Annotated in this window: 26 protein-coding genes; 12 read left to right on the top strand and 14 right to left on the bottom strand. The window is 57.0% G+C overall.

Translation table 11 applies throughout. The annotated features are described in order from the left end of the window. Positions 1-123: 123 nt before the first annotated feature. Positions 124-1044: a Kdo(2)-lipid IV(A) acyltransferase gene (locus RTN40_RS11595; RefSeq protein WP_312228615.1), complete on the bottom strand. Its 921-nt coding sequence runs from the start codon at positions 1042-1044 to the stop codon at positions 124-126. Between the two features lie 148 nt (positions 1045-1192). Here RTN40_RS11595 and RTN40_RS11590 point away from each other — a divergent pair, with 148 nt between their 5' ends. Beyond that, positions 1193-2242, top strand: a complete 1050-nt coding sequence (locus RTN40_RS11590) for a rhodanese-related sulfurtransferase (RefSeq protein WP_312228587.1) — start codon at positions 1193-1195, stop codon at positions 2240-2242. A gap of 49 nt (positions 2243-2291) precedes the next feature. Here the strand turns inward: RTN40_RS11590 and RTN40_RS11585 are convergent, their stop codons facing one another. The 10 genes from RTN40_RS11585 to mdtH all read right to left on the bottom strand — a co-directional run bounded on the left by RTN40_RS11585 (position 2292) and on the right by mdtH (position 9740). Next, positions 2292-2867: a YceI family protein gene (locus tag RTN40_RS11585; protein WP_238084310.1), complete on the bottom strand. Its 576-nt coding sequence runs from the start codon at positions 2865-2867 to the stop codon at positions 2292-2294. A 1-nt stretch (position 2868) separates the two neighbouring features. Then, positions 2869-3435 carry a cytochrome b gene (locus RTN40_RS11580; protein ID WP_312228586.1) on the bottom strand — a complete coding sequence of 189 codons (567 nt, stop codon included), beginning with the start codon at positions 3433-3435 and terminating at the stop codon, positions 2869-2871. Positions 3436-3703: 268 nt separating this feature from the next. Continuing rightward, the gene (locus tag RTN40_RS11575; protein ID WP_312228585.1) at positions 3704-3820 is read right to left on the bottom strand and encodes a DUF2770 family protein; all 117 of its coding nucleotides are present in this window, start codon (positions 3818-3820) and stop codon (positions 3704-3706) included. 50 nt (positions 3821-3870) lie between these two features. Continuing rightward, positions 3871-4992: an N-methyl-L-tryptophan oxidase gene (gene solA / locus RTN40_RS11570; RefSeq protein WP_312228584.1), complete on the bottom strand. Its 1122-nt coding sequence runs from the start codon at positions 4990-4992 to the stop codon at positions 3871-3873. Between the two features lie 115 nt (positions 4993-5107). Then, positions 5108-5362, bottom strand: coding sequence for a biofilm formation regulator BssS (gene bssS / locus RTN40_RS11565; RefSeq protein ID WP_312228583.1), 255 nt, complete (start codon positions 5360-5362; stop codon positions 5108-5110). Between the two features lie 268 nt (positions 5363-5630). Then, on the bottom strand, positions 5631-5876 hold the full coding sequence (gene dinI / locus RTN40_RS11560; protein ID WP_042392697.1) for a DNA damage-inducible protein I: 246 nt from the start codon (positions 5874-5876) through the stop codon (positions 5631-5633). A 75-nt stretch (positions 5877-5951) separates the two neighbouring features. After that, positions 5952-6998: a dihydroorotase gene (pyrC, locus tag RTN40_RS11555; RefSeq protein WP_312228582.1), complete on the bottom strand. Its 1047-nt coding sequence runs from the start codon at positions 6996-6998 to the stop codon at positions 5952-5954. A gap of 133 nt (positions 6999-7131) precedes the next feature. Beyond that, positions 7132-7692, bottom strand: a complete 561-nt coding sequence (locus RTN40_RS11550; RefSeq protein ID WP_312228581.1) for a lipoprotein — start codon at positions 7690-7692, stop codon at positions 7132-7134. 126 nt (positions 7693-7818) lie between these two features. Beyond that, positions 7819-8466, bottom strand: coding sequence for a glutaredoxin 2 (gene grxB / locus RTN40_RS11545; RefSeq protein ID WP_312228580.1), 648 nt, complete (start codon positions 8464-8466; stop codon positions 7819-7821). A gap of 65 nt (positions 8467-8531) precedes the next feature. Then, the gene (mdtH, locus tag RTN40_RS11540) at positions 8532-9740 is read right to left on the bottom strand and encodes a multidrug efflux MFS transporter MdtH (protein WP_312228579.1); all 1209 of its coding nucleotides are present in this window, start codon (positions 9738-9740) and stop codon (positions 8532-8534) included. Between the two features lie 192 nt (positions 9741-9932). Here mdtH and rimJ point away from each other — a divergent pair, with 192 nt between their 5' ends. The 4 genes from rimJ (at position 9933) to murJ (ending at position 13753) form a co-directional block, all read left to right on the top strand. Further along, positions 9933-10520, top strand: a complete 588-nt coding sequence (rimJ, locus tag RTN40_RS11535) for a ribosomal protein S5-alanine N-acetyltransferase (protein WP_312228578.1) — start codon at positions 9933-9935, stop codon at positions 10518-10520. Positions 10521-10532: 12 nt separating this feature from the next. Next, positions 10533-11180, top strand: coding sequence for a YceH family protein (locus tag RTN40_RS11530; protein ID WP_312228577.1), 648 nt, complete (start codon positions 10533-10535; stop codon positions 11178-11180). Between the two features lie 2 nt (positions 11181-11182). After that, on the top strand, positions 11183-12106 hold the full coding sequence (locus RTN40_RS11525; RefSeq protein WP_312228576.1) for a Gfo/Idh/MocA family oxidoreductase: 924 nt from the start codon (positions 11183-11185) through the stop codon (positions 12104-12106). A 111-nt stretch (positions 12107-12217) separates the two neighbouring features. Beyond that, positions 12218-13753, top strand: coding sequence for a murein biosynthesis integral membrane protein MurJ (gene murJ / locus RTN40_RS11520; RefSeq protein ID WP_312228575.1), 1536 nt, complete (start codon positions 12218-12220; stop codon positions 13751-13753). Between the two features lie 47 nt (positions 13754-13800). Here murJ and flgN read toward each other — a convergent pair whose 3' ends face one another. From flgN to flgA, 3 genes are all read right to left on the bottom strand, one after another. After that, the gene (gene flgN, locus RTN40_RS11515; protein ID WP_312228574.1) at positions 13801-14223 is read right to left on the bottom strand and encodes a flagella biosynthesis chaperone FlgN; all 423 of its coding nucleotides are present in this window, start codon (positions 14221-14223) and stop codon (positions 13801-13803) included. Positions 14224-14227: 4 nt separating this feature from the next. Further along, the gene (gene flgM, locus RTN40_RS11510) at positions 14228-14521 is read right to left on the bottom strand and encodes a flagellar biosynthesis anti-sigma factor FlgM (RefSeq protein WP_312228573.1); all 294 of its coding nucleotides are present in this window, start codon (positions 14519-14521) and stop codon (positions 14228-14230) included. 93 nt (positions 14522-14614) lie between these two features. Next, positions 14615-15274 (bottom strand): flagellar basal body P-ring formation chaperone FlgA, encoded by a 660-nt coding sequence (gene flgA, locus RTN40_RS11505; RefSeq protein WP_312228572.1) that lies wholly within the window; start codon positions 15272-15274, stop codon positions 14615-14617. 173 nt (positions 15275-15447) lie between these two features. Here flgA and flgB point away from each other — a divergent pair, with 173 nt between their 5' ends. The 7 genes from flgB to flgH are packed head-to-tail and all read left to right on the top strand — an operon-like array spanning position 15448 to position 20521. Next, positions 15448-15864 (top strand): flagellar basal body rod protein FlgB, encoded by a 417-nt coding sequence (gene flgB / locus RTN40_RS11500; RefSeq protein WP_312228571.1) that lies wholly within the window; start codon positions 15448-15450, stop codon positions 15862-15864. A gap of 3 nt (positions 15865-15867) precedes the next feature. Next, the gene (flgC, locus tag RTN40_RS11495; protein ID WP_103821235.1) at positions 15868-16272 is read left to right on the top strand and encodes a flagellar basal body rod protein FlgC; all 405 of its coding nucleotides are present in this window, start codon (positions 15868-15870) and stop codon (positions 16270-16272) included. Between the two features lie 11 nt (positions 16273-16283). Next, positions 16284-16958 (top strand): flagellar hook assembly protein FlgD, encoded by a 675-nt coding sequence (gene flgD, locus RTN40_RS11490; protein ID WP_312228570.1) that lies wholly within the window; start codon positions 16284-16286, stop codon positions 16956-16958. 26 nt (positions 16959-16984) lie between these two features. Beyond that, complete coding sequence (flgE, locus tag RTN40_RS11485) at positions 16985-18190, top strand: flagellar hook protein FlgE (protein ID WP_312228569.1); 1206 nt, start codon at positions 16985-16987, stop codon at positions 18188-18190. A 20-nt stretch (positions 18191-18210) separates the two neighbouring features. Beyond that, positions 18211-18966, top strand: a complete 756-nt coding sequence (locus RTN40_RS11480; RefSeq protein WP_312228568.1) for a flagellar basal body rod protein FlgF — start codon at positions 18211-18213, stop codon at positions 18964-18966. Between the two features lie 13 nt (positions 18967-18979). Beyond that, positions 18980-19762 (top strand): flagellar basal-body rod protein FlgG, encoded by a 783-nt coding sequence (flgG, locus tag RTN40_RS11475; RefSeq protein WP_090459294.1) that lies wholly within the window; start codon positions 18980-18982, stop codon positions 19760-19762. Positions 19763-19822: 60 nt separating this feature from the next. After that, complete coding sequence (flgH, locus tag RTN40_RS11470) at positions 19823-20521, top strand: flagellar basal body L-ring protein FlgH (protein ID WP_312210770.1); 699 nt, start codon at positions 19823-19825, stop codon at positions 20519-20521. Positions 20522-20525: the final 4 nt, after the last annotated feature.

Here is a 20525-nt window from a genome sequence, read left to right as displayed (position 1 = left end):
GAAAGAATAGTTGAATCTGAGATTTTACAAGAATGATTGCGGAAAATAATTGAGGTGCGGGCGCTGGGGATCGTAGGCCGGATAAGGCATTATGCCGCCATCCGGCGTTACGGGAATCAAAAGTTAGTAGCGTGACGGCACGCCTTCGGGGCGAGTTTTAAAGCGGCGGTGCAGCCACATATACTGCTCAGGTGCCATCAGAATGCACTTCTCGACGATCTTGTTCATCCAGGCGGCGGTGGTTTCAGCATCGTCCAGCGGCGGCGACAGCTCGGGATCCAGCATCACCAGCTCATAGCCCTTACCGTCCGGTTTGCGGCGCGGTACAAAAGGAACCAGCGCCGCACCTGAGAGACGCGAGAGCATCCAGGTTCCCGAGGTGGTGGCGGCCTGATCGACGGCAAACAGCGGCACGAAGACGCTGGCCCGCGGGCCGTAGTCGTGGTCCGGCGCATACCAGACCACCTCACCGCTCTTCAGCGCCTTCACCATCCCTTTCAGATCCTTGCGATCGAGCATGGTTTTATTGGAGCGCAGACGCCCCCAGGTTTGCAGCCAGTCAATCACCGGATTATCGTTGGGACGGTAAACGCCAATGCCTGGCGACTGCATGCCAAACATGCGCGCCCCCAGCTCCAGCGTCAAAAAGTGAACGCCGATCAGCAAAATACCGCGTTTTTGCCGTTGCAGTTCATAAACAGGCTCAAAGTTAATGACATCCATCCAGCGGGCAACGCGCCTGTTTGACCAGAACCAGGCCATGCCGGTCTCCAGCAGACCCATGCCGGTAGACTCAAAGTTTTTTACCACCAGCGCGTGACGCTCGTCAGGGGGCATATCAGGAAAGCACAGCTCAAGATTGCGCGTGGCGACGTGCACACGACGCTTCATAAAACGCATTGCCAGCCGCCCCAGACCACAGCCCAGGCGATAGAGAATCGGATAGGGGAGCTGAACAATAAGCCATAAAAGGCCTACGCCGAACCACGTCAGCCAGTAGCGGGGGTGCAGCAATGCCGCTGAAAATTGAGGTAAATGCGTTATCTCTTTCCTGTTTTCCAACACCTGTTCTCCTTATGATCGTTACGGTGTGCAATGTAACGTAAACGCCGGGGATGTAAATTAACAGTATTTGCTTTATGATGCTGCCCGATTTTAATTCATCATTCATAGATTGCAGGAAACGTACACCATGCCAGTGTTACACAACCGCATTTCGAATGAGGAGCTGAAGGCGCGTATGCTCGCTGAAACCGAGCCGCGCATCACTGTCTCATTCTATCAGTACTTTACCATTGTTGATCCGCAGGCTACCCGCGACGAGCTGTACAAGGCGTTAACCGCCCTGAACGTATTCGGCCGCGTCTACCTGGCCCACGAAGGGATTAACGCCCAGATCAGCGTCCCGGAGAGCCAGTTTGATGCCCTGCGTGACTGCCTCTACGCGTTTGACCCGGCATTAGACGGTCTGCGCCTGAACGTGGCGCTCGATGACGACGGTAAATCGTTTTGGGTGCTACGCATGAAGGTGCGCGATCGCATCGTCGCTGACGGTATTGACGATCCTACCTTTGACGCCAGCGACGTCGGTGAGTACTTGAAGGCCGCCGAGGTCAATGCCATGCTTGACGATCCCGACGCAATCTTTATTGATATGCGTAACCACTATGAATATGAGGTGGGGCACTTTGAGCAGGCGCTGGAGATCCCAGCGGATACCTTCCGCGAGCAGCTGCCGAAGGCAGTGGAGATGATGCAGGAGCATAAAGATAAGAAGATCGTTATGTACTGCACCGGTGGCATCCGCTGTGAGAAAGCCAGCGCGTGGATGAAGCATAACGGCTTCAATAAGGTATGGCATATCGAGGGCGGCATCATTGAGTATGCGCGCCGGGCGCGGGAGCAGGGCCTGCCGGTGCGCTTTATCGGCAAGAACTTTGTTTTCGATGAGCGGATGGGAGAGCGCATCTCTGAAGATGTCATTGCCCACTGCCACCAGTGCGGCACGCCGTGCGATAGCCATACCAACTGTCTGAACGATGGCTGCCATCTGCTGTTTATTCAGTGCCCATCATGTGCTGAGAAATATAAGGGCTGCTGTAGCGAACTGTGTCAGACGGAGCGTGAGCTGCCGGAAGAGGAGCAGCGCCGCCGCCGGGCAGGGCGTGAGAACGGGAATAAGATCTTTAATAAATCTCGCGGTCGTCTGAATACTAAACTGGGCATTCCGGACCCGGAGTAAGCGTTACAAGCCTGCCGGGGAGACCCGGCAGGCCATTTGCGAAGCGGCGTTATTTCTGGCGCACGCCTTCAACAGAGATAATCAGATCCACTTCCTGCGATGCCGGACCCAGATCGGTATTGATATTGAAGTCCTTCAGCTTGATTTTACCTTCTGCTTCAAAGCCAGCGCGAACGCCGCCCCACGGATCGTCGCCCTGACCAATCAGCTTCGCTTCCAGCGTAACCGGCTTAGTGACGCCGTTCAGAGTCAGATTACCGGTGATGTCCAGCTCGTCGCCATCTTTCTTCACGCCGGTTGAGGCAAAGGTTGCCTGCGGAAATTTCGCTACGTTGAGGAAATCTGCGCTGCGCAGGTGTTTATCACGCTCGGCGTGGTTGGTATCGACGCTGTTGGTGTTGATGGTGACGTTAACCTTATCCGCAGCCGGATTTTGTTCGTCAAAGGTAAAGGTCCCGTCGAAGTCTTTGAAGGTGCCGTAGAGCCAGCTGTAGCCCAGATGCTGAATACGGAAGTTAACGAAGGCGTGCTGGCCCTCTTTATCGATTTTGTAGTCAGCGGCTACAGCAGAACCGGTTGTGAACAGCAGCGCACCAAAGGTTAATGCCAGCAGGTTTTTCTTCATCTTATGCTCCAGAGTCAGGGGACGATTTACCCAGCATTCGTTTGAGGGTGTCGTCTTTATCAATAAAATGGTGTTTAAGGGCTGCCAGAGCGTGCAGGACCGAGAGAATAACCACGCTCCATGCCAGCCACAGATGTAGGGTGCCCGCCAGATCGGCCTGCGCGCCCGCGTCGGCCAGCGTCGCCGGGATCTCAAACAGGCCAAAAACGCTGATGGGCTTACCGTCGGCGGTAGAGATCAGATACCCGCTGATGACAATGGCAAACAGCAGGGCGTAAAGGGTGATATGCGCGCCAATGGCGGCGACATGGGTAAGGCGTGAGTAGGAGGCCAGTGCCCTGGGTGGCGGTGAGAAATGACGCCAGATCAGGCGTACCACCAGGCCCATCATCAGCAGCACGCCAATGCTTTTATGCAGCTCCGGAGCCTGATGATACCAGCCGTCATAGTAGCTGAGAGTCACCATCCATAGGCCAAGGGCAAACATGCCATAAACCACCACCGCAATCAGCCAGTGTAACGCAATAGAGACCGCGCCATAGCGGCGAGCAGAATTACGCAGTTGCATAAAGTTAACCATACTCAAATATAAAGTTAACTTAAAATGGCCTGCAAAAAATATTAATGCAACTTAAAAATAACAAAATAGAGCGCTATTTTATTTTATTCAATTTATTTGCATTGATTTGACTTAGGATTGTCAATGATTTCGTCTTAATTCCACAGGCTATGCTATGTCACTGCTGTTGTGGGCAAATTAGCCTGCTTACTATCATTCAAAAAAACTGCTTTAAATGAAGTTTGATTAAAGTAGTGTCAACTTTTGTCAATATAACTTATCCGGCATAAATTATATAAATAAAATCAATTAACGCCAGCAGCGACCAGAAGACAATATAGGCCATCAAATGTTCACGGACGTTTTCAGTTAACCAGGTAAATAGCCAGCGCATGTTCTCTCCATGGACAATAAGCATGAACAGGCCCGCAAGGGGCCTTTTTCTTATCCTGCCATGAAACGCCGTAGCGAAAACGGGGTTAAATCAAACGTTGACGTTTTACCCGCCGCAAAGTCGGCTGCAATTTCACCCAGCACGGAGGCAAATTTAAAGCCGTGCCCGCTCAGTCCGGTAACCACCAGCGTACTGGCGTTATCCGGCAGCGTATCGATGATAAAGTCCTCATCCGGCGAGTTATCGTAAGTGCAGGCCGCGCCATAGAGACAGCCGCCGATGCCGGGAAGGCACTGACGCAGGAAGGGGAAACATTCAGAGCCATCGGTAGCGACGCGGCCAAATGGCAGGCGCTCATCCTCGCTGCTGATAGGTTGTCCACCGTTATGCCTGCCGATTTTAAGCGCATCATCTTCCGCCGGGAAACCGTAGTATTGGTCGCCGTTAGCCAGCTCACCGGTAAAGGCCGGGAAGTTGTTTTTGCGACTGTAGCGGCCATCGGCCTGATACCAGGCAAACACCTTACGTACAGGCTGAACAGGTAAAGAGGAGAGTAGCTGCTTCACCCAGGTTCCGGCGCTCACCAGCAGCTTCGCGCCCCGATACTCACCGTCGGCCGTCTCAATGGTCACGCCATCATCATGGTGATGGATGGCCGTTACCGGACAATTAAACAACTGCGCGCAGCCAGCCTCCCGGGCGAGACGGATCCAGGTTTTTATCGCCAGTTCGCTTTTCAACACGCCAGAGTTAGCCTCAAACAGGGCGATATAGTCATCAGGCACGCGAAATTCAGGCCAGCGGGCCATTAGCGCCGTGGCGTCGAGCTGCTCAACGTTAAGGTTAAACTGCTTAGCGCTCTGCGCAACGTTGCGCAAAAAATCAGAGTTAGCGGGACCAAGATTAACCACGCCGCTGCGGATAAACACCTCTTCACCGCTCTCCGCTGCCAGCTGCTCCCATAGCGCCTGCGCTCTAAGCACTAGCGGGACATACTTCTCGCCCTCGCCGTAGGCGTGGCGGATCAGCCGCGTATCGCCATGGTGGCTACCCTGCTGGTGGGGCGGCATATGGGCATCGGTCATCAGCACCTTTAGCCCCGCTCGGGTGGCATAATAGCCCGCCGCCGCGCCGACTGAACCGCTGCCGATAATAATGAGATCGTATTTCATAAGGCTCTCCTGGCAAAAACTGTGCTCAGGAGAGTAATTAACCCGTCGACGTTATACAAGCCACAAATAAATAAGGCACCCTAAGGGTGCCTGGTGGTTGAAAAATGAGCATTCATTAATGCCGCTTGTACTCGTTTTCCTGGTAGTCGCCAGATTCAATCTTGGCAATGCCGGCTTCTAAAATCGATATAAATTGACGAGCAACGTCGGTCGTTAACCACAGAGTCTGTCCGACCTCCGTGTCGTCATGGTCGGCATGATTTGGGGTCTGGTAGTGCAAGCGCAGCATCAGCGCATCGTAGCTGTCCACGGTGCTGATGTCCCACCCTACAAGCGGATGGGTTTGAATGACTTCATTATTTTTTACCATTTTAACCCCCTAAATGCGTGTTTAAAGACAACGACTCTTGAGGTTCAATGCGTGTTTATTGAAGCAACTTAAGTATATCAATAATTAAGCAGATTGCGCTAATAAAAAAACAGGGGTCAGTTTTTCTGAACTTTCTTAGAATTTTTTGAACAAGAAAACGCCAAATTACAGCTTATTTATTACGGAGATAAGCGGCACCATCAGAATAATGCCTAAAAGTGAAAAAAAGCCGGGGCGACCCGGCAAAAGCACAATAGGGAAACAACCATTAATCCTGCGTAAACCAGTCGTCAGCGCTCTCCCAGGTTTGCTGAAGGATCTCGCTAACGCGTTCTTTATCCCCTTTAGCACCGCCGAGAACAGACAGATTGTTGGCGGCTGCATAGCGGACGGTCACCTTGCCTTCGGTATCGGGATAGTCGCTCTGCAGACGGCGGGAGAGTTCGCTTGCCAGCGCGTCAATCGCGCCCGGCGGTAAGGGTGTTGTTTTAGCGATGGTCACTTCGATACGCATGATTGCCCCCTGAATGATGTACTGTGTTTTTATACAGTATAGACAGCAAACTTACAACAGGGGGCAGACTATTTTTTAGCGGCGGATCCGCCAGTTAACGCGCTCACCTGCCAGGAAAGGGATCAGGGTGTCATCGCTCAGGGCGATGCTTTCCGGCACCTGCTCCTCTTCCCGCACTAGCTCAACGTAACCCTCGTTGACCGGCAGACCATAGAAGCGCGGGCCGTTAAGTGAGCAGAAGGCTTCAAAGTGTTGCAGGGCGTGCATCTCTTCAAAGACGGTGGCGTAGCTGGCTAACGCCGTCGGGGCGTTAAAACAGCCTGCGCAGCCGCAGCTGCTCTCTTTACGCAGGCGGGTATGTGGGGCGGAGTCGGTGCCGAGGAAGGCACGCTCGAAGCCGCTGGCCACCAGCTCGCGCAGCGCCTGCTGATGGATGTTACGCTTTAGGATCGGCAGGCAGTAGAGGTGAGGGCGCACGCCGCCCACCAGCATATGGTTACGGTTGAACATCAGATGCTGCGGGGTAATGGTGGCCGCCAGCCGCTCGTTGCCCTCGCGCACATAGTCGGCTGCATCTTTAGTCGTGATGTGCTCAAACACCACTTTTAGCTCCGGCAGGCGCTGGCGCAGCGGCTCCATTACCGTTTCAATAAAGCGTGCCTCGCGATCGAAAATATCGATCTCAGCGTGGGTCACTTCGCCATGTACCAGCAGCGGCATGCCCAGGGTCTGCATGCGCTCAAGCACCGGCATAATAGCGTCAATGCTGGTGACCCCGTGGCTGGAGTTGGTGGTAGCGTTAGCCGGATAGAGTTTGGCAGCGGTGAACACGCCCTCTTTAAAGCCGCGCTCGACCTCGTTGGGATCCAGCGAGTCGGTAAGATAGCAGGTCATCAGCGGGGTGAAGTCGTGGCCGGCAGGAACAGCAGCCAGAATACGCTGGCGATAGGCGATAGCGGCATCAACGGTAGTCACCGGCGGTGCCAGGTTTGGCATCACAATAGCGCGGCCATAGGTTTCACTGGTGTTGGGCACGACAGTCTTTAACATATCGCCGTCGCGCAGATGTACGTGCCAGTCGTCAGGGCGGCGAATTTTTAAAACCTGGGGTTGTGCTGTCATGAAAGTGCTCCGGCTGAGGTGAAATCAGTTATGGCTGGTTTTATGCCGGGCACTAAGGATATGCGTAAACGTTTTCGTTTGCACTCTTTTCCTGCGAGGATAACAAAATTGGGCGCGCGCTGCGCCCGCCATGTCAGTTAACAAACGGAATAACAATTTCGCCTGCTTTGATCTCTAGCCCTTTGGCATATTTTTTTGCCAGCGCTTCACCTTTGCTGCTGTCTTCGCTCAGTACGTAGGCTGGCTGCTGATTAAAGTATTTTTGCAGCGCCTGGTTCAGATAGGGGAGTAGGGTCTGTACGACCGGCTGCATTTTCTGCGGCATTACCGAGGCGTCTACCACCTCCATCTGCTGAAGAAAGATGGCCCCTTGCTCTTTATTGAAGACCGGCAGCGCCTTGAGCTTTAGCTTGACGGTAGCCTGCTGGCTGCCAAACAGCGAGTTAAGATCCAGCCCGGCGTCCCCGGAGAGGGTAACCTTGTCCGGCTCCTCACGGCCAATGGCGCTGACCAGGTTATTTAGCACAATATGCGCATCCGCTACCCCCGGCAAACCAATGTCGCGGGAGAAGTTATTATGTTTTTGCAGCGCCTGGTTGATCTCTTGCTCGCTGACGGTGTACTGGGTGAGCTGGTTGCAGCCCGCCAGCAGGCCGCCTGCGACAAGGGCGGCGGCAAATAAAATCTTCTTCATGGGATCCCTCAAAAGCCATCCATTGTGCCATCGTGACACAAAGCAGTCTGGCGTGCCAGCAGGAGACGCAATAGCAGAAAAGGCTGAAAGCGGTGGCGGAAACCTGCGCTTCCGCCAGACCTGAGGTTAAATAGCGATAGATGACAGGAGGTTAATTTGCGTCTGCTTGGCCATATTGTCGCGATAGTCGGCGACGCGCGTTGGCCAAACGATACCGGGCACGATGGTCAGGTTACGCAGCAGTGGGAAGAGGTGGATATCATCCTCGGAGAGTTCACCGTTAACCGCGTTGGGCTGAACAATGTGCTTATCCAAATCGCGCAGATCGTCACTGATTTTTTTAACTAGTCCTGGGGTATGGGCAAGATGCTCGCTAAAGTCACCGATAGCAGCCTCTTTCTTATTGGTAAAATAAGCCCGCGCTTCAGGGGTAGCAAACTCATCAAATGGCGCTTTAGCAAAGCGGGGGAGCAGCAGGCGGTTGGTATACTCGTTAACTTTACGCAGCCACGTCTCAATGGCGGGCTTACGTGCGCCGGTCAGCAGCGGTTCGCCGTCGAGCTGGTCAACATACTTCACGATGTCCAGGCTCTCGGCCATGTAGCGGCTGTCATCTTTTTGCAGGATCGGCGCCATCTTCTGGCCAATCATGCGGGTGGGCGTGGCTTCATCATCGCTAAGCAATACGTTAAGTTCTACGGGCAGATTCTTCAGGCCGAAGATCATGCGGGCTTTAAGGCAGTACGGGCAGTGATCGTAAATATAGAGCTTCACGTTTCCCCTCCAGGTGATGGTTGTCCGTAACCATCAGTATGGAAGAGAAAAAAGCGCCTTTCAAATCAGGCCTCGGGTTCGAGCACGCCTGTCTGGGTATCTCTGGGGCTGAACTGCCACCAGAGTGCAAAGAGAGTGACAAGGCCAATAGCCGACAGCATCATCCACGGTAGCTCGGGCTGGCTGAACGCTTTCCCGGCGTCGAATAGCCAGCCACCCCCCGCGTAGCCAAGGAAACCGCCGAAGGCGAGACCGAGGCGGCTAAAGCCCATATAGCTGCCCCGTGCCCGGGCATCCGCCAGTTCGGCGCTCAGGGTTTCGCGCGCCGGTTCGGCAATAATCGAGCCGATGTAGAACGTGCAAATTAATGTAAAGAGCTGCTGTAGCGAGCTGACCATGCCAATCGGCAGCAGGCTGAGGGCCATAAACAGCAGGCCAGCCATCAGGCGCTGCTCAAGGCGAAAGCGTTTTTCGCTCCAGCGGGCAAGCGGGTAGAGAAGCGTCAGCGACAGGCTCGCTTCAATGGCATACATCCACTTCACCGCCGCCGGAGAGCCAGCAATGTCGTTAACCATGATCGGCAGCATCAGCATCACCTGCACCGCCAGCATGTAGTAGCCGGTTAGGGTCAGCACGTAGGTCACGAAGCGTTTATCGCGCATTACGCGATTTAGCCCCTCCCGCACCGGTGTTTTTACCGTTGAGAGTTTCCAGGCCGGCAGCAGCCAGGCGTTGAAAGCGGCGCAGAGGACAAATATCACCGCCCCGGTGGCGCACACCAGGCGGAAATCATACTGCAATAGCCAGCTGCCGAGCAGAGCGCCGATCACCGCCCCGGCGCTGTCCTGCATCATCAGCAGCGAGAAGAAGCGTCCGCGCAGATGAGGGCGGATCAGCTTGACCACCAGCGCCGAACGCGGCGGATCAAACAGGGTGCCGCCGAGGCCCGAGAGGATACACGAGCTCCAGAGCAGCCATGGCTCCTGCGCCACCGCCATGGTGGCGAAACCGGCGGCTCGCATCAGCATGCCGGTGACGATCATCGGCTTGGCACCGAAGCGATCCGCGATAGCGCCACCGAAGATCCCCAGCCCCTGCTGGATAAGCTGCCGCAGGCCGAGGGCAATACCCACCATTAAGGCGGCCCAGCCAAGCTGATCAACAAAGCGAATGGATATAAGCGGGAAGACAACGAAAAAACCTAACACAACCAGCATATTATCGATGAGCAGGAAATATTTACCCAGGCGCCTGGCCTGCGATACGCGGGACATCTCCCCTCCCGGGAATGTCAAAATAGTTACCCTGCTATTCTGCGTTGTTACTGGCCATTTTCCCACCGTTACGGCGACGATATTTTTTTATCAAAGCAACGCTTTGATTGATGCTCTTTATCGTAATAGTGGCGTGCCACAGGTATAGTTATCTGCAGGGGTAATAAGACGTTTCGACAGGAGTGGTGATTAATGTTCGGCTATCGTAACAACGTTCCAAAAGCGCGCTTGACGACGGACCGGCTGGTGGTGCGTTTAGTGCACGAGCGCGATGCATGGCGTCTGGCGGACTACTACGCAGAAAACCGCCAGTTTTTAAAACCCTGGGAACCCATTCGTGATGAGAGCCACTGCTATCCGTCCGGCTGGCAGGCGCGTCTCAGCATGATTAACGAATTTCATAAGCAGGGAAGTGCCTTCTACTTTGCGCTGCTCGATCCTGAAGAGAAAGAGATCATGGGCGTAGCTAACTTCTCTAACGTGGTACGCGGCTCGTTTCACGCTTGCTACCTGGGCTACTCTATCGGGCAGAAGTGGCAGGGGCAGGGGCTGATGTTTGAGGCGCTGACCGCCGCCATCCGCTATATGCAGCGCACCCAGCATATTCACCGCATCATGGCTAATTACATGCCCCACAACCAGCGCAGCGGCGGCCTGCTGGCACGGCTGGGCTTTGAAAAAGAGGGCTATGCCAAAGCCTATCTGCTGATTGATGGGCAGTGGCGCGATCATGTGCTGACGGCGTTGACAACGCAGGAATGGACCGCAGGCCGCAACTAAGGAAATAATAAGATGAAAATCCTGTTAAGCCCCGCCGAAGCGCGGATTATCGGCTGCCTGCTGGAGAAGCAGGTAACCACCCCGGAGCAGTACCCCCTCTCCCTGAATGCGGTAGTCAGCGCCTGCAACCAGAAAACCAACCGTGAGCCCGTGATGTCGCTGGACGACGCTGAGGTACAGGATCTCCTCGACACGCTGGTCAAGCGCCACTACCTGCGCAACGTCAGCGGCTTTGGCAACCGGGTAACGAAATATGAGCAGCGCTTCTGCAACTCTGAGTTTGGTAACCTCAGGCTCAGCAGCGGCGAGACGGCGCTCATCACCACGCTGCTGCTGCGGGGCGCTCAGACGCCGGGCGAACTGCGAACGCGGGCGGCGAGAATGCATGAGTTTGCCGACGTGCCGGAAGTTGAACAGACCTTAGAAACGCTGGCAAGTCGGGAGGATGGTCCCTTTGTGGTCCGTCTGCCGCGCGAGCCGGGCAAGCGAGAAAGCCGCTATATGCACCTGTTTAGCGGCGAATCGGTTCCGGAGGCAACAGCCGCAGCGAGCGAAGCGCCACAGCCAGAGGATCTTGCTGCGCGAGTAACGGCGCTGGAGAGCGAAGTCGCTGAACTGAAGCAGCGTCTCGATTCACTGCTGGCACACCTGGGAGATTAACCATGACACAGTTACGTATAGGCGTGGTAGGGCTGGGCGGCATTGCCCAGAAGGCCTGGCTGCCGGTACTGGGGGCGGCCACTGACTGGACGCTTCAGGCCGCCTGGTCGCCGTCGCGGGAGAAAGCGTTAGCTATTTGCCAGCGCTGGCGGGTGCCCTATGCCGGGTCGCTGCCGGAGCTAGCCGCCCAGTGCGATGCGGTATTTGTCCACACCTCTACCGCCTCGCACTATGCGGTGGTGAGCGAGCTGCTGAACGCGGGGGTACACGTCTGCGTCGATAAGCCGCTGGCGGAGGATCTTGCCGACGCCGAGCGGCTGGTGGCGCTGGCCGCGCGCAAAAATCTGATCCTGATGGTCGGCTTTAACCGCCGCTTCGCGCCGCTCTACCGCGATCTGAAAACCCGGCTGGCAAACGGGGCATCGCTGCGCATGGACAAGCACCGCAGCGACAGCGTCGGCCCGCAGGATCTGCGCTTCACGCTGCTGGATGACTACCTCCACGTGGTAGACACCGCCCTGTGGCTGGCAGGCGGCGAAGGACAGCTCAACGGTGGCACGCTGCTCACCAACGACGACGGGGCGATGATCTACGCCGAGCATCACTTTAGTCATGACGCCCTGCAAATCACCACCAGCATGCATCGCCGGGCGGGCAGCCAGCGCGAGTGGGTGCAGGCGGTAACCGACGGCGGCCTGTATGACGTGACCGACATGCGTGAGTGGCGGGAAGAGCAGGGCAGCGGCATTTCGCTGCGTCCCATTCCCGGCTGGCAGAGTACCCTTGAGCAGCGCGGCTTCGTGGGCTGCGCCCAGCACTTTATCACCTGCGTGAAAAATCAGACTGCGCCTGAAACCTCCGGCGAGCAGGCGGTGCTGGCCCAGCGCGTCATTAACAGGCTCTGGCGCGAGGCGATGGCTGAATAATTCACTGTAACATCTGGATGTAGTATTTCATTGCAATCCAGGTAGACTAAGCGCTTCTTCTAACGCCTGCTATGCAGGCGTTTTGCCGCAGGGTTTCGGATTAATACAGTAATGAATTTATTAAAATCGCTGGCTGCGGTCAGCTCGATGACTCTCTTTTCCCGCGTGCTGGGGTTTGCTCGCGACGCCATTGTGGCAAGGGTGTTTGGCGCAGGGATGGCAACCGACGCCTTCTTTGTGGCGTTTAAGCTCCCTAACCTGCTGCGCCGCATCTTTGCGGAAGGCGCGTTCTCCCAGGCCTTCGTGCCAATTCTGGCCGAGTACAAAAGCAAGCAGGGCGAAGAGGCTACCCGCGTCTTTGTCGCCTACGTTTCCGGTCTGTTGACGCTGGTGCTGGCCATCGTCACCATCGCCGGGATGCTGGCCGCGCCCTGGGTGATCATGGTCACCGCGCCGGGCTTTGCCGATACCGCCGACAAGTTTGTGCTCACCACCCAGCTGCTGAAGATCACCTTTCCCTACATTCTGCTGATTTCGCTGGCCTCGCTGGTGGGGGCGATCCTTAACACCTGGAACCGCTTCTCGGTGCCGGCCTTTGCGCCAACCCTGTTAAACGTCAGCATGATTGGCTTTGCGCTCTTTGCCGCTCCGCTGTTTAACCCGCCGGTGCTGGCGCTGGCCTGGGCAGTCACCGTCGGCGGCGTCCTACAGCTCTTCTATCAGCTGCCACATCTCAAAAAGATCGGCATGCTGGTATTGCCGCGCATCAGCTTTCGCGATGCAGGAGCGATCCGCGTCGTCAAGCAGATGGGCCCGGCTATTCTTGGCGTCTCGGTCAGCCAAATCTCACTGATCATCAACACCATTTTCGCCTCGTTCCTCGTCTCCGGCTCGGTCTCGTGGATGTACTACGCTGACCGCCTGATGGAGTTTCCCTCCGGCGTGCTGGGCGTGGCGCTGGGCACCATCCTGCTGCCGTCGCTCTCCCGCAGCTTCGCCAGCGGCAACCACGACGAGTACTGCCGCCTGATGGACTGGGGCCTGCGCCTCTGCTTCCTGCTGGCGTTGCCGAGCGCCGTGGCGCTGGGGATCCTCGCCAAACCGCTAACGGTCTCGCTGTTCCAGTACGGCAAGTTCACCGCCTTTGACGCGATGATGACCCAGCGGGCGTTGATCGCCTACTCCGTGGGGCTGATGGGGTTAATTGTGGTGAAAGTGCTGGCGCCAGGGTTCTACTCGCGGCAGGACATTAAAACCCCGGTCAAGATCGCTATCGTCACGCTGATTATGACCCAGCTGATGAACCTGGCCTTTATCGGCCCGCTCAAACATGCCGGGCTGTCGCTGTCCATTGGTCTGGCCGCCTGCCTCAACGCCAGCCTGCTCTACTGGCAGCTGCGCAAGCAGAAAATCTTTACCCCGCAGCCGGGCTGGCAGCGTTTTCTGCTGCGTCTGGTGATTGCTGTGGTGGTGATGGCCGCAGCGCTGCTGGGTGTGCTCTCGGTGATGCCGGAGTGGTCGCAGGGAACGATGGCCTGGCGTTTGCTGCGCCTGATGGCGGTGGTGGCGGTGGGAGCCATAGCCTACTTCGCCACGCTGGCGCTGCTGGGCTTTAAAGTGAAGGAGTTTGCGCGCCGGACGGCGTAAAACGGTTCAGGCCCGGGCAGCGATGCCCGGGCCTGAACGATAAGAGGTCAGATGGAGATTTTCTTGCCGCCGCGGTGGGATACCGAAGTCTGGCCATTCGCGCCGTAAAGGGCAGGCTCCTGATGCGGTTTTAACACCTCCAGTGCCTGTCGGTTGCGCTGGATCTGATCTTCCAGCAGCCAGCCGTTGTGCTGGTTTAGCTCACGCAGGTGCTGCGTTTTTTTGGTAATCGTCAGCCAGCGGCCTGCGATATCATCGTTTGCGCTCTGCTCCATATTCTGTTCGGCACGACGCTGCTGTTCAAGATAGTCCAGCGAGGCGAGCAACGAACTCTTCTCTTCGGTGATACGCTGTAGCGCGCTGCCGTTAATCTGGCCCGCCGAAAGGTGTTGTTGCTCAGCATCCATCACGCCTTTCAGCGCGTTCAGGATAACTGTCATTTGATCAAGAACTTCTGACAGTTTGCTCATACGCTCACTTACTCTGTAGGAAACTCTGCGCTTCGCTAATCAGGGCGTCGGCAATTTTGCCGGTATCCATTTTCAGCTCGCCGTTGCGGATCGCGGTTTTCAGTGCTTCCACGCGCTCCATGTTAATATCGTCGCTGCCCGCCTGGGTCAGTTTGGTCTGCGCATTGCTAATAGTGACGCTGGTGCTATTCGCCGTAGCGGATTTTTCCAGACGCGTTTTTGGAGTCTGAGTGTCGTTGGTTTCGCGCGGCTGAACAGTGCTAACCGACTTTAAAGGCGATGTACGATCAATGCTCATAGTGTTGTCCTCATCGAGGGTTCGCGGCGTTAGGGCTTGCCATCATCATATATTGCTTAATTATCGGCAAGGGCCGCAAAATCTTTAAAAAGATTACAGATTAATAAGAATATTCCCATCAGGCGCTACCGTGCCGCTTACCACCTGGCCTGACGCCATGCGCACGCGGGCATTTTGCGCCACCGAGGCATTGTTCAGCGCCTTACCTTCACCGTTTACGCTAAAGCCATCGCCGCTGGCGATCACCTGTACACGCTCACCGGCCTTAACCCGCCACGATTGGCGCAGCATGGAGAGCTGAATCGCCTGGCCTGGGGCGACATCGCGCAGGCTTACCGCATCCTGAGCCTGGTTAATGTCCAGCATGGTGCGCGGCGGGAGACGATCCAGACGGCCGCGCTTCAGGGTCACGCTGCCCGGCTCCAGCGTGCTGCCACGGGTAATCGCCTGGGCGGCGACCACGTAGTTTCCGGTCGCCGCTACCGTCACCTGCAGATAGCGTTTCTCATTGGCGCACTGGGCCAGCACGTTAACGTTGCCCCACAGCTTCGCGCTACCCGCAACGCTCAGCGCGGGTTGCTCACAGGCAGGCAGCAGATTTGCCGGGGTTCGCAGCGTAACGGCGACCTCATCGCTAAAGCCCGCCAGCCGTTGGGCAAAAAAGGTGGTCAGCTGGGCGGTGAGATCCTGCGCCGCTGCCAGGGGACTGGCAAACAGCAAAATTGCGGCGCATACGCTTTTCACACCGTGCATGGTTAGCTCCTGCCTGGATTAACAAGTGAGGGGATTTTACCCGTAGCGCCGATCTATCAACGCAATAAATAGCGACGCATTTTGCGTTTATTCCAACGATAAGGCGTGCCTCATGCCCTTTAAGCTGTCATCTGTCATTTTCTCATCAGCGTAACGTCATCAGCGGGGGAGACATGCTCGATAAACTCGATGCCGCGCTACGATTTCAGCAAGAAGCATTAAACCTGCGCGCCCAGCGCCAGGAAGTTCTGGCCGCCAATATTGCTAACGCCGATACCCCGGGGTATCAGGCGCGCGATATGGATTTTGCCAGCGAACTTAAAAAAGTGATGGAGCGCGGCCGGGCCGAAACCAGCGGGGTATCGCTGGCGCTGACCTCTGCCCGCCATATTCCTGCCCAGACCATCGCCGCACCGTCTACTGAACTGCTTTATCGCATTCCCGATCAGCCATCGCTGGACGGTAACACCGTCGATATGGACCGGGAGCGTACCCAGTTTGCCGATAACAGCCTGCAATACCAGACCGGGCTGAACGTTCTGGGTGGACAGATTAAAGGCATGATGAGCGTGCTGCAGGGGGGGAATTAATAGATGGCACTACTGAACATTTTTGATATCGCCGGCTCGGCGCTGACTGCGCAGTCCCAGCGGCTAAACGTGGCAGCCAGTAACCTGGCGAACGCCGACAGCGTCACCGGGCCAGACGGCCAGCCCTACCGCGCTAAGCAGGTCGTGTTTCAGGTGAACGCGGCGCCAGGCGCGGCCACCGGCGGCGTCAAGGTCGCCAATGTCATTGAGAGCCAGGCTCCGGACAAGCTGGTCTTTGAGCCAGGCAACCCGCTTGCCGATGCGAAAGGCTACGTGCGGATGCCCAACGTGGACGTCGTCGGTGAGATGGTTAACTCCATGTCCGCCTCGCGCAGCTACCAGGCCAACGTTGAAGTACTTAACACCGTGAAAAGCATGATGCTGAAAACGCTCACGCTTGGCTCGTAAAGGAGAGTCGCATGTCTATCGCTGTAAATCTCAACGACACTACCAGCACTACCGCTACCTCGACAGCTACCAGCGCAGCGGCCGGCAGTAGCGCAACGGATCTGCAGAGCAGCTTCTTAACGCTGCTGGTTGCCCAGCTCAAAAACCAGGATCCCACCAATCCGATGGAGAACAACGAGCTGACCACCCAGCTGGCGCAGATCAACACCGTCAGCGGCATTGAGAAGCTCAATACCACCCTGGGCGCTATCTCTGGTCAGATCGACAACAGCCAGTCGCTGCAGGCGAGCACGCTGATTGGCCACGGGGTGATGATCCCGGGCACCACCGTGCTGGCGGGCAGCGAGACCACTACGCCGTTTGGCGTTGAGCTGACCCAGGCGGCGGATAAAGTCACCGCAACCATCACCGATAAAAACAACGTGGTGGTTCGCACCATCGATATTGGCGGCCTGAGCGCGGGTGTTCACACCTTTAGCTGGGACGGCAAGATGACCGACGGCACTGCTGCCCCGGACAGCGCCTATACCGTTTCCATCAGCGCCAGCAGCGGATCCACCCAGCTGGTGGCCCAGCCGCTGCAGTTTGCGCTGGTGCAGGGCATTACCAAAGGCAGCACCGGTAACACCTTAGATTTGGGTACCTACGGTACCACCACCCTCGACGAAGTACGGCAGATTATATAAGCCTTTACACTTATCAGGAGTAAGTCATGGCCTTCTCACAAGCGGTCAGCGGCCTGAATGCTGCGGCCACCAACCTCGATGTCATTGGTAACAACATCGCCAACTCCGCCACCTATGGCTTTAAATCTGGCACCGCGTCCTTCGCCGATATGTTTGCCGGTTCTAAAGTCGGTCTTGGCGTGAAGGTTGCGGGTATTACCCAGGACTTCACCGACGGCACGACCACCAACACCGGTCGTGGCCTGGACGTTGCTATCAGCCAGAACGGTTTCTTCCGTCTGGTCGATAATAGCGGCTCGGTGTACTACAGCCGCAACGGCCAGTTCAAGCTGGATGAAAACCGCAACATCGTTAACATGCAGGGTCTGCAGCTGACCGGCTTCCCGGCCACCGGCACCCCGCCGACCATTCAGCAGGGCGCAAACCCGACGGCGATCTCCATCCCGAACACCCTGATGGCGGCGAAAACCACCACTACCGCCGCGATGCAGATCAACCTGAACTCCACTGACGCTGCGCCGACCGTGGCTTTCGATCCGACTAACGCCGACAGCTATAACAAAAAAGGCTCGGTTACCGTCTTTGACAGCCAGGGTAACTCCCACGACATGAACGTCTATTTCGTGAAGAGTGGAACCAGCAACACCTGGAATGTCTACACCCAGGACAGCAGCGTGGCGAACAGCGCCGCGACGCTTTCCACCACTCTGGGCTTCAGCGAGACCGGGATGCTGACCTCCGGTGGTACCGCTAACGTGACGACGGCGACCATCCCAGGCGCGGATCCGGCGTCCTTTAGCCTGAGCTTCCTGAACTCCATGCAGCAGAACACCGGCGCGAACAACATCGTGGCTACCAGCCAGAACGGCTACAAGCCGGGTGACCTGGTGAGCTATCAGATCAACGACGACGGCACCGTAGTGGGTAACTACTCCAACGAGCAGAACCAGCTGCTGGGCCAGATCGTGCTGGCTAACTTCGCGAACAACGAAGGCCTGGCGTCCGAAGGCGATAACGTCTGGTCGGCAACCCAGTCCTCCGGCGTGGCGCTGCTCGGCACCGCAGGCACCGGTAACTTCGGTACCCTGACCAACGGCGCGCTGGAAGCCTCTAACACCGATCTGAGTAAAGAGCTGGTCAATATGATCGTCGCGCAGCGTAACTACCAGTCGAACGCGCAGACCATCAAAACCCAGGATCAGATCCTCAACACCCTGGTTAACCTGCGCTAAGCGCCTGACGGGACGGCTTCATGGATCACGCAATATATACCGCGATGGGCGCGGCCAGCCAGACGCTCAACCAGCAGGCGGTTACGGCCAGCAACCTCGCGAACGCCTCCACGCCAGGCTTTCGTGCGCAGCTCAACGCGCTGCGCGCCGTGCCGGTAGAGGGCCTGTCGCTGCCTACCCGCACGCTGGTAACCGCGTCTACCCCCGGCGCGGATATGACCCCTGGCCAGATGGATTACACTTCCCGCCCGCTGGACGTTGCGCTGCAACAGGACGGCTGGCTGGCGGTACAGACGCCGGACGGTACCGAGGGCTATACCCGCAACGGTAACATGCAGGTCAGCCCGACGGGTCAGCTGACCATTCAGGGTAACCCGGTGATGGGCGACGCAGGTCCGATTGCCGTGCCGGAAGGGGCGGAGATCACCATCGCAGCGGACGGCACCATCTCGGCGCTCACCCCGGGAGATCCGCCCAATACGGTATCGCCAATCGGCAAGCTGAAGCTGGTCAAGGCAACCGCTGCTGAAGTGGTGCGTGGCGATGACGGCATGTTCCGTCTCAGCCAGGCCACCCAGGCTACCCGGGGCGCAACCCTGCAGGCCGATCCCACCATCCGCGTGATGTCGGGCGTGCTGGAGGGGAGCAACGTGAAGCCAGTTGAAGCGATGACCGATATGATCGCCAGCGCGCGTCGCTTTGAGATGCAGATGAAGGTCATCAGCAGCGTTGATGAAAATGAGCAGCGTGCTAACTCACTGCTGTCGATGAGCTAATACAGGACTATTTATGATCAACTCCTTATGGATTGCCAAGACCGGCCTCGACGCCCAGCAAACCAATATGGACGTCATCGCCAACAACCTGGCGAACGTCAGCACCAACGGTTTTAAGCGTCAGCGCGCAGTCTTTGAAGATCTGCTCTACCAGACCGTTCGCCAGCCAGGCGCGCAGTCTTCCGAGCAGACCACGCTGCCGTCAGGCCTGCAGATTGGTACCGGCGTGCGTCCGGTGGCTACCGAGCGCCTGCACAGCCAGGGTAACCTTTCCCAGACCAACAACAGCAAAGACGTGGCGATTAAAGGCCAGGGCTTCTTCCAGGTGATGCTGCCGGACGGTACCGCCGCCTATACCCGCGACGGTTCTTTCCAGGTGGATCAGAACGGCCAGCTGGTCACCGCAGGCGGTTTCCAGGTGCAGCCAGCCATTACCATTCCGGCAAACTCCCTGAGCATCACCATCGGCCGTGACGGCGTGGTGAGCGTGACCCAGCAGGGGCAGGCCGCGCCGGTGCAGGTGGGGCAGCTGAACCTGACCACCTTTATGAACGATACCGGTCTGGAAAGCATCGGTGAGAACCTCTACACCGAGACCCAGTCCTCCGGCGCGCCGAACGATACGACGCCCGGCCTGAACGGTGCGGGGCTGCTCTACCAGGGGTATGTTGAAACCTCTAACGTGAACGTGGCTGAAGAGCTGGTGAATATGATCCAGGTTCAGCGCGCTTACGAAATTAACAGTAAAGCCGTATCGACTACCGATCAGATGCTGCAAAAACTGACGCAACTCTAAGGCGCGCTCCGGCGCGGTGGTCATCGCCGCGCCGGGCCCCTGATTTCGAAGATGAAAGCAATGCATAAATCCGCCGCGTTTCGTTATCCGCTTATGGCTTTGGTGGCACTCACCCTGAACGGGTGTGCCTGGATCCCCTCGACGCCGCTGGTGCAGGGCGCAACCACCGCGCAGCCTACGCCAGGCCCGCAGCCCATTGTCAACGGCTCCATTTTTCAGACTGCCCAGCCGATCAACTACGGCTATCAGCCGCTGTTTGAGGATCGCAGACCGCGTAACGTAGGCGATACGCTGACCATCGTGCTGCAAGAGAACGTCAGCGCCAGTAAAAGCTCGTCGGCCAACGCCAGCCGCGACGGCAAAACCAATTTCGGCGTCGGGACTGCGCCGCGCTACTTAGAAGGCCTGTTCGGCAACGCCCGTGCGGATGTCGATGCCTCCGGCAGCAACAGCTTTAACGGTAAGGGTGGGGCTAACGCCAGCAACACCTTCAGCGGAACGCTGACCGTAACGGTTGACCAGGTATTAGCCAACGGTAACTTACACGTCGTGGGTGAAAAACAGATCGCCATTAACCAGGGCACTGAGTTTATCCGCTTCTCGGGGGTCGTGAACCCACGCACCATCAGCGGCAGCAACTCCGTTCCGTCCACCCAGGTGGCGGATGCGCGCATCGAATATGTCGGCAACGGCTATATCAATGAAGCGCAGAATATGGGCTGGCTGCAACGCTTCTTCCTTAACCTCTCGCCGATGTAACGGG

Origin of the sequence: Pseudescherichia sp., assembly GCF_031987975.1 — a bacterium.
Lineage (GTDB): Bacteria > Pseudomonadota > Gammaproteobacteria > Enterobacterales > Enterobacteriaceae > Pseudescherichia.
This window is presented reverse-complemented; position numbering and strand designations above follow the sequence as displayed.

Bases quoted from the DNA above. Each gene is read 5' to 3' on its own strand.
- RTN40_RS11590 (WP_312228587.1), top strand. From the start codon at position 1,193: ATGCCAGTGTTACACAACCGCATTTCGAATGAGGAGCTGAAGGCGCGT.
- RTN40_RS11585 (WP_238084310.1), bottom strand. From the start codon at position 2,867: ATGAAGAAAAACCTGCTGGCATTAACCTTTGGTGCGCTGCTGTTCACA.
- RTN40_RS11580 (WP_312228586.1), bottom strand. From the start codon at position 3,435: ATGCAACTGCGTAATTCTGCTCGCCGCTATGGCGCGGTCTCTATTGCG.
- RTN40_RS11575 (WP_312228585.1), bottom strand. From the start codon at position 3,820: ATGCGCTGGCTATTTACCTGGTTAACTGAAAACGTCCGTGAACATTTG.
- solA (WP_312228584.1), bottom strand. From the start codon at position 4,992: ATGAAATACGATCTCATTATTATCGGCAGCGGTTCAGTCGGCGCGGCG.
- bssS (WP_312228583.1), bottom strand. From the start codon at position 5,362: ATGGTAAAAAATAATGAAGTCATTCAAACCCATCCGCTTGTAGGGTGG.
- dinI (WP_042392697.1), bottom strand. From the start codon at position 5,876: ATGCGTATCGAAGTGACCATCGCTAAAACAACACCCTTACCGCCGGGC.
- pyrC (WP_312228582.1), bottom strand. From the start codon at position 6,998: ATGACAGCACAACCCCAGGTTTTAAAAATTCGCCGCCCTGACGACTGG.
- RTN40_RS11550 (WP_312228581.1), bottom strand. From the start codon at position 7,692: ATGAAGAAGATTTTATTTGCCGCCGCCCTTGTCGCAGGCGGCCTGCTG.
- mdtH (WP_312228579.1), bottom strand. From the start codon at position 9,740: ATGTCCCGCGTATCGCAGGCCAGGCGCCTGGGTAAATATTTCCTGCTC.
- rimJ (WP_312228578.1), top strand. From the start codon at position 9,933: ATGTTCGGCTATCGTAACAACGTTCCAAAAGCGCGCTTGACGACGGAC.
- RTN40_RS11530 (WP_312228577.1), top strand. From the start codon at position 10,533: ATGAAAATCCTGTTAAGCCCCGCCGAAGCGCGGATTATCGGCTGCCTG.
- RTN40_RS11525 (WP_312228576.1), top strand. From the start codon at position 11,183: ATGACACAGTTACGTATAGGCGTGGTAGGGCTGGGCGGCATTGCCCAG.
- murJ (WP_312228575.1), top strand. From the start codon at position 12,218: ATGAATTTATTAAAATCGCTGGCTGCGGTCAGCTCGATGACTCTCTTT.
- flgN (WP_312228574.1), bottom strand. From the start codon at position 14,223: ATGAGCAAACTGTCAGAAGTTCTTGATCAAATGACAGTTATCCTGAAC.
- flgM (WP_312228573.1), bottom strand. From the start codon at position 14,521: ATGAGCATTGATCGTACATCGCCTTTAAAGTCGGTTAGCACTGTTCAG.
- flgA (WP_312228572.1), bottom strand. From the start codon at position 15,274: ATGCACGGTGTGAAAAGCGTATGCGCCGCAATTTTGCTGTTTGCCAGT.
- flgB (WP_312228571.1), top strand. From the start codon at position 15,448: ATGCTCGATAAACTCGATGCCGCGCTACGATTTCAGCAAGAAGCATTA.
- flgC (WP_103821235.1), top strand. From the start codon at position 15,868: ATGGCACTACTGAACATTTTTGATATCGCCGGCTCGGCGCTGACTGCG.
- flgD (WP_312228570.1), top strand. From the start codon at position 16,284: ATGTCTATCGCTGTAAATCTCAACGACACTACCAGCACTACCGCTACC.
- flgE (WP_312228569.1), top strand. From the start codon at position 16,985: ATGGCCTTCTCACAAGCGGTCAGCGGCCTGAATGCTGCGGCCACCAAC.
- RTN40_RS11480 (WP_312228568.1), top strand. From the start codon at position 18,211: ATGGATCACGCAATATATACCGCGATGGGCGCGGCCAGCCAGACGCTC.
- flgG (WP_090459294.1), top strand. From the start codon at position 18,980: ATGATCAACTCCTTATGGATTGCCAAGACCGGCCTCGACGCCCAGCAA.
- flgH (WP_312210770.1), top strand. From the start codon at position 19,823: ATGCATAAATCCGCCGCGTTTCGTTATCCGCTTATGGCTTTGGTGGCA.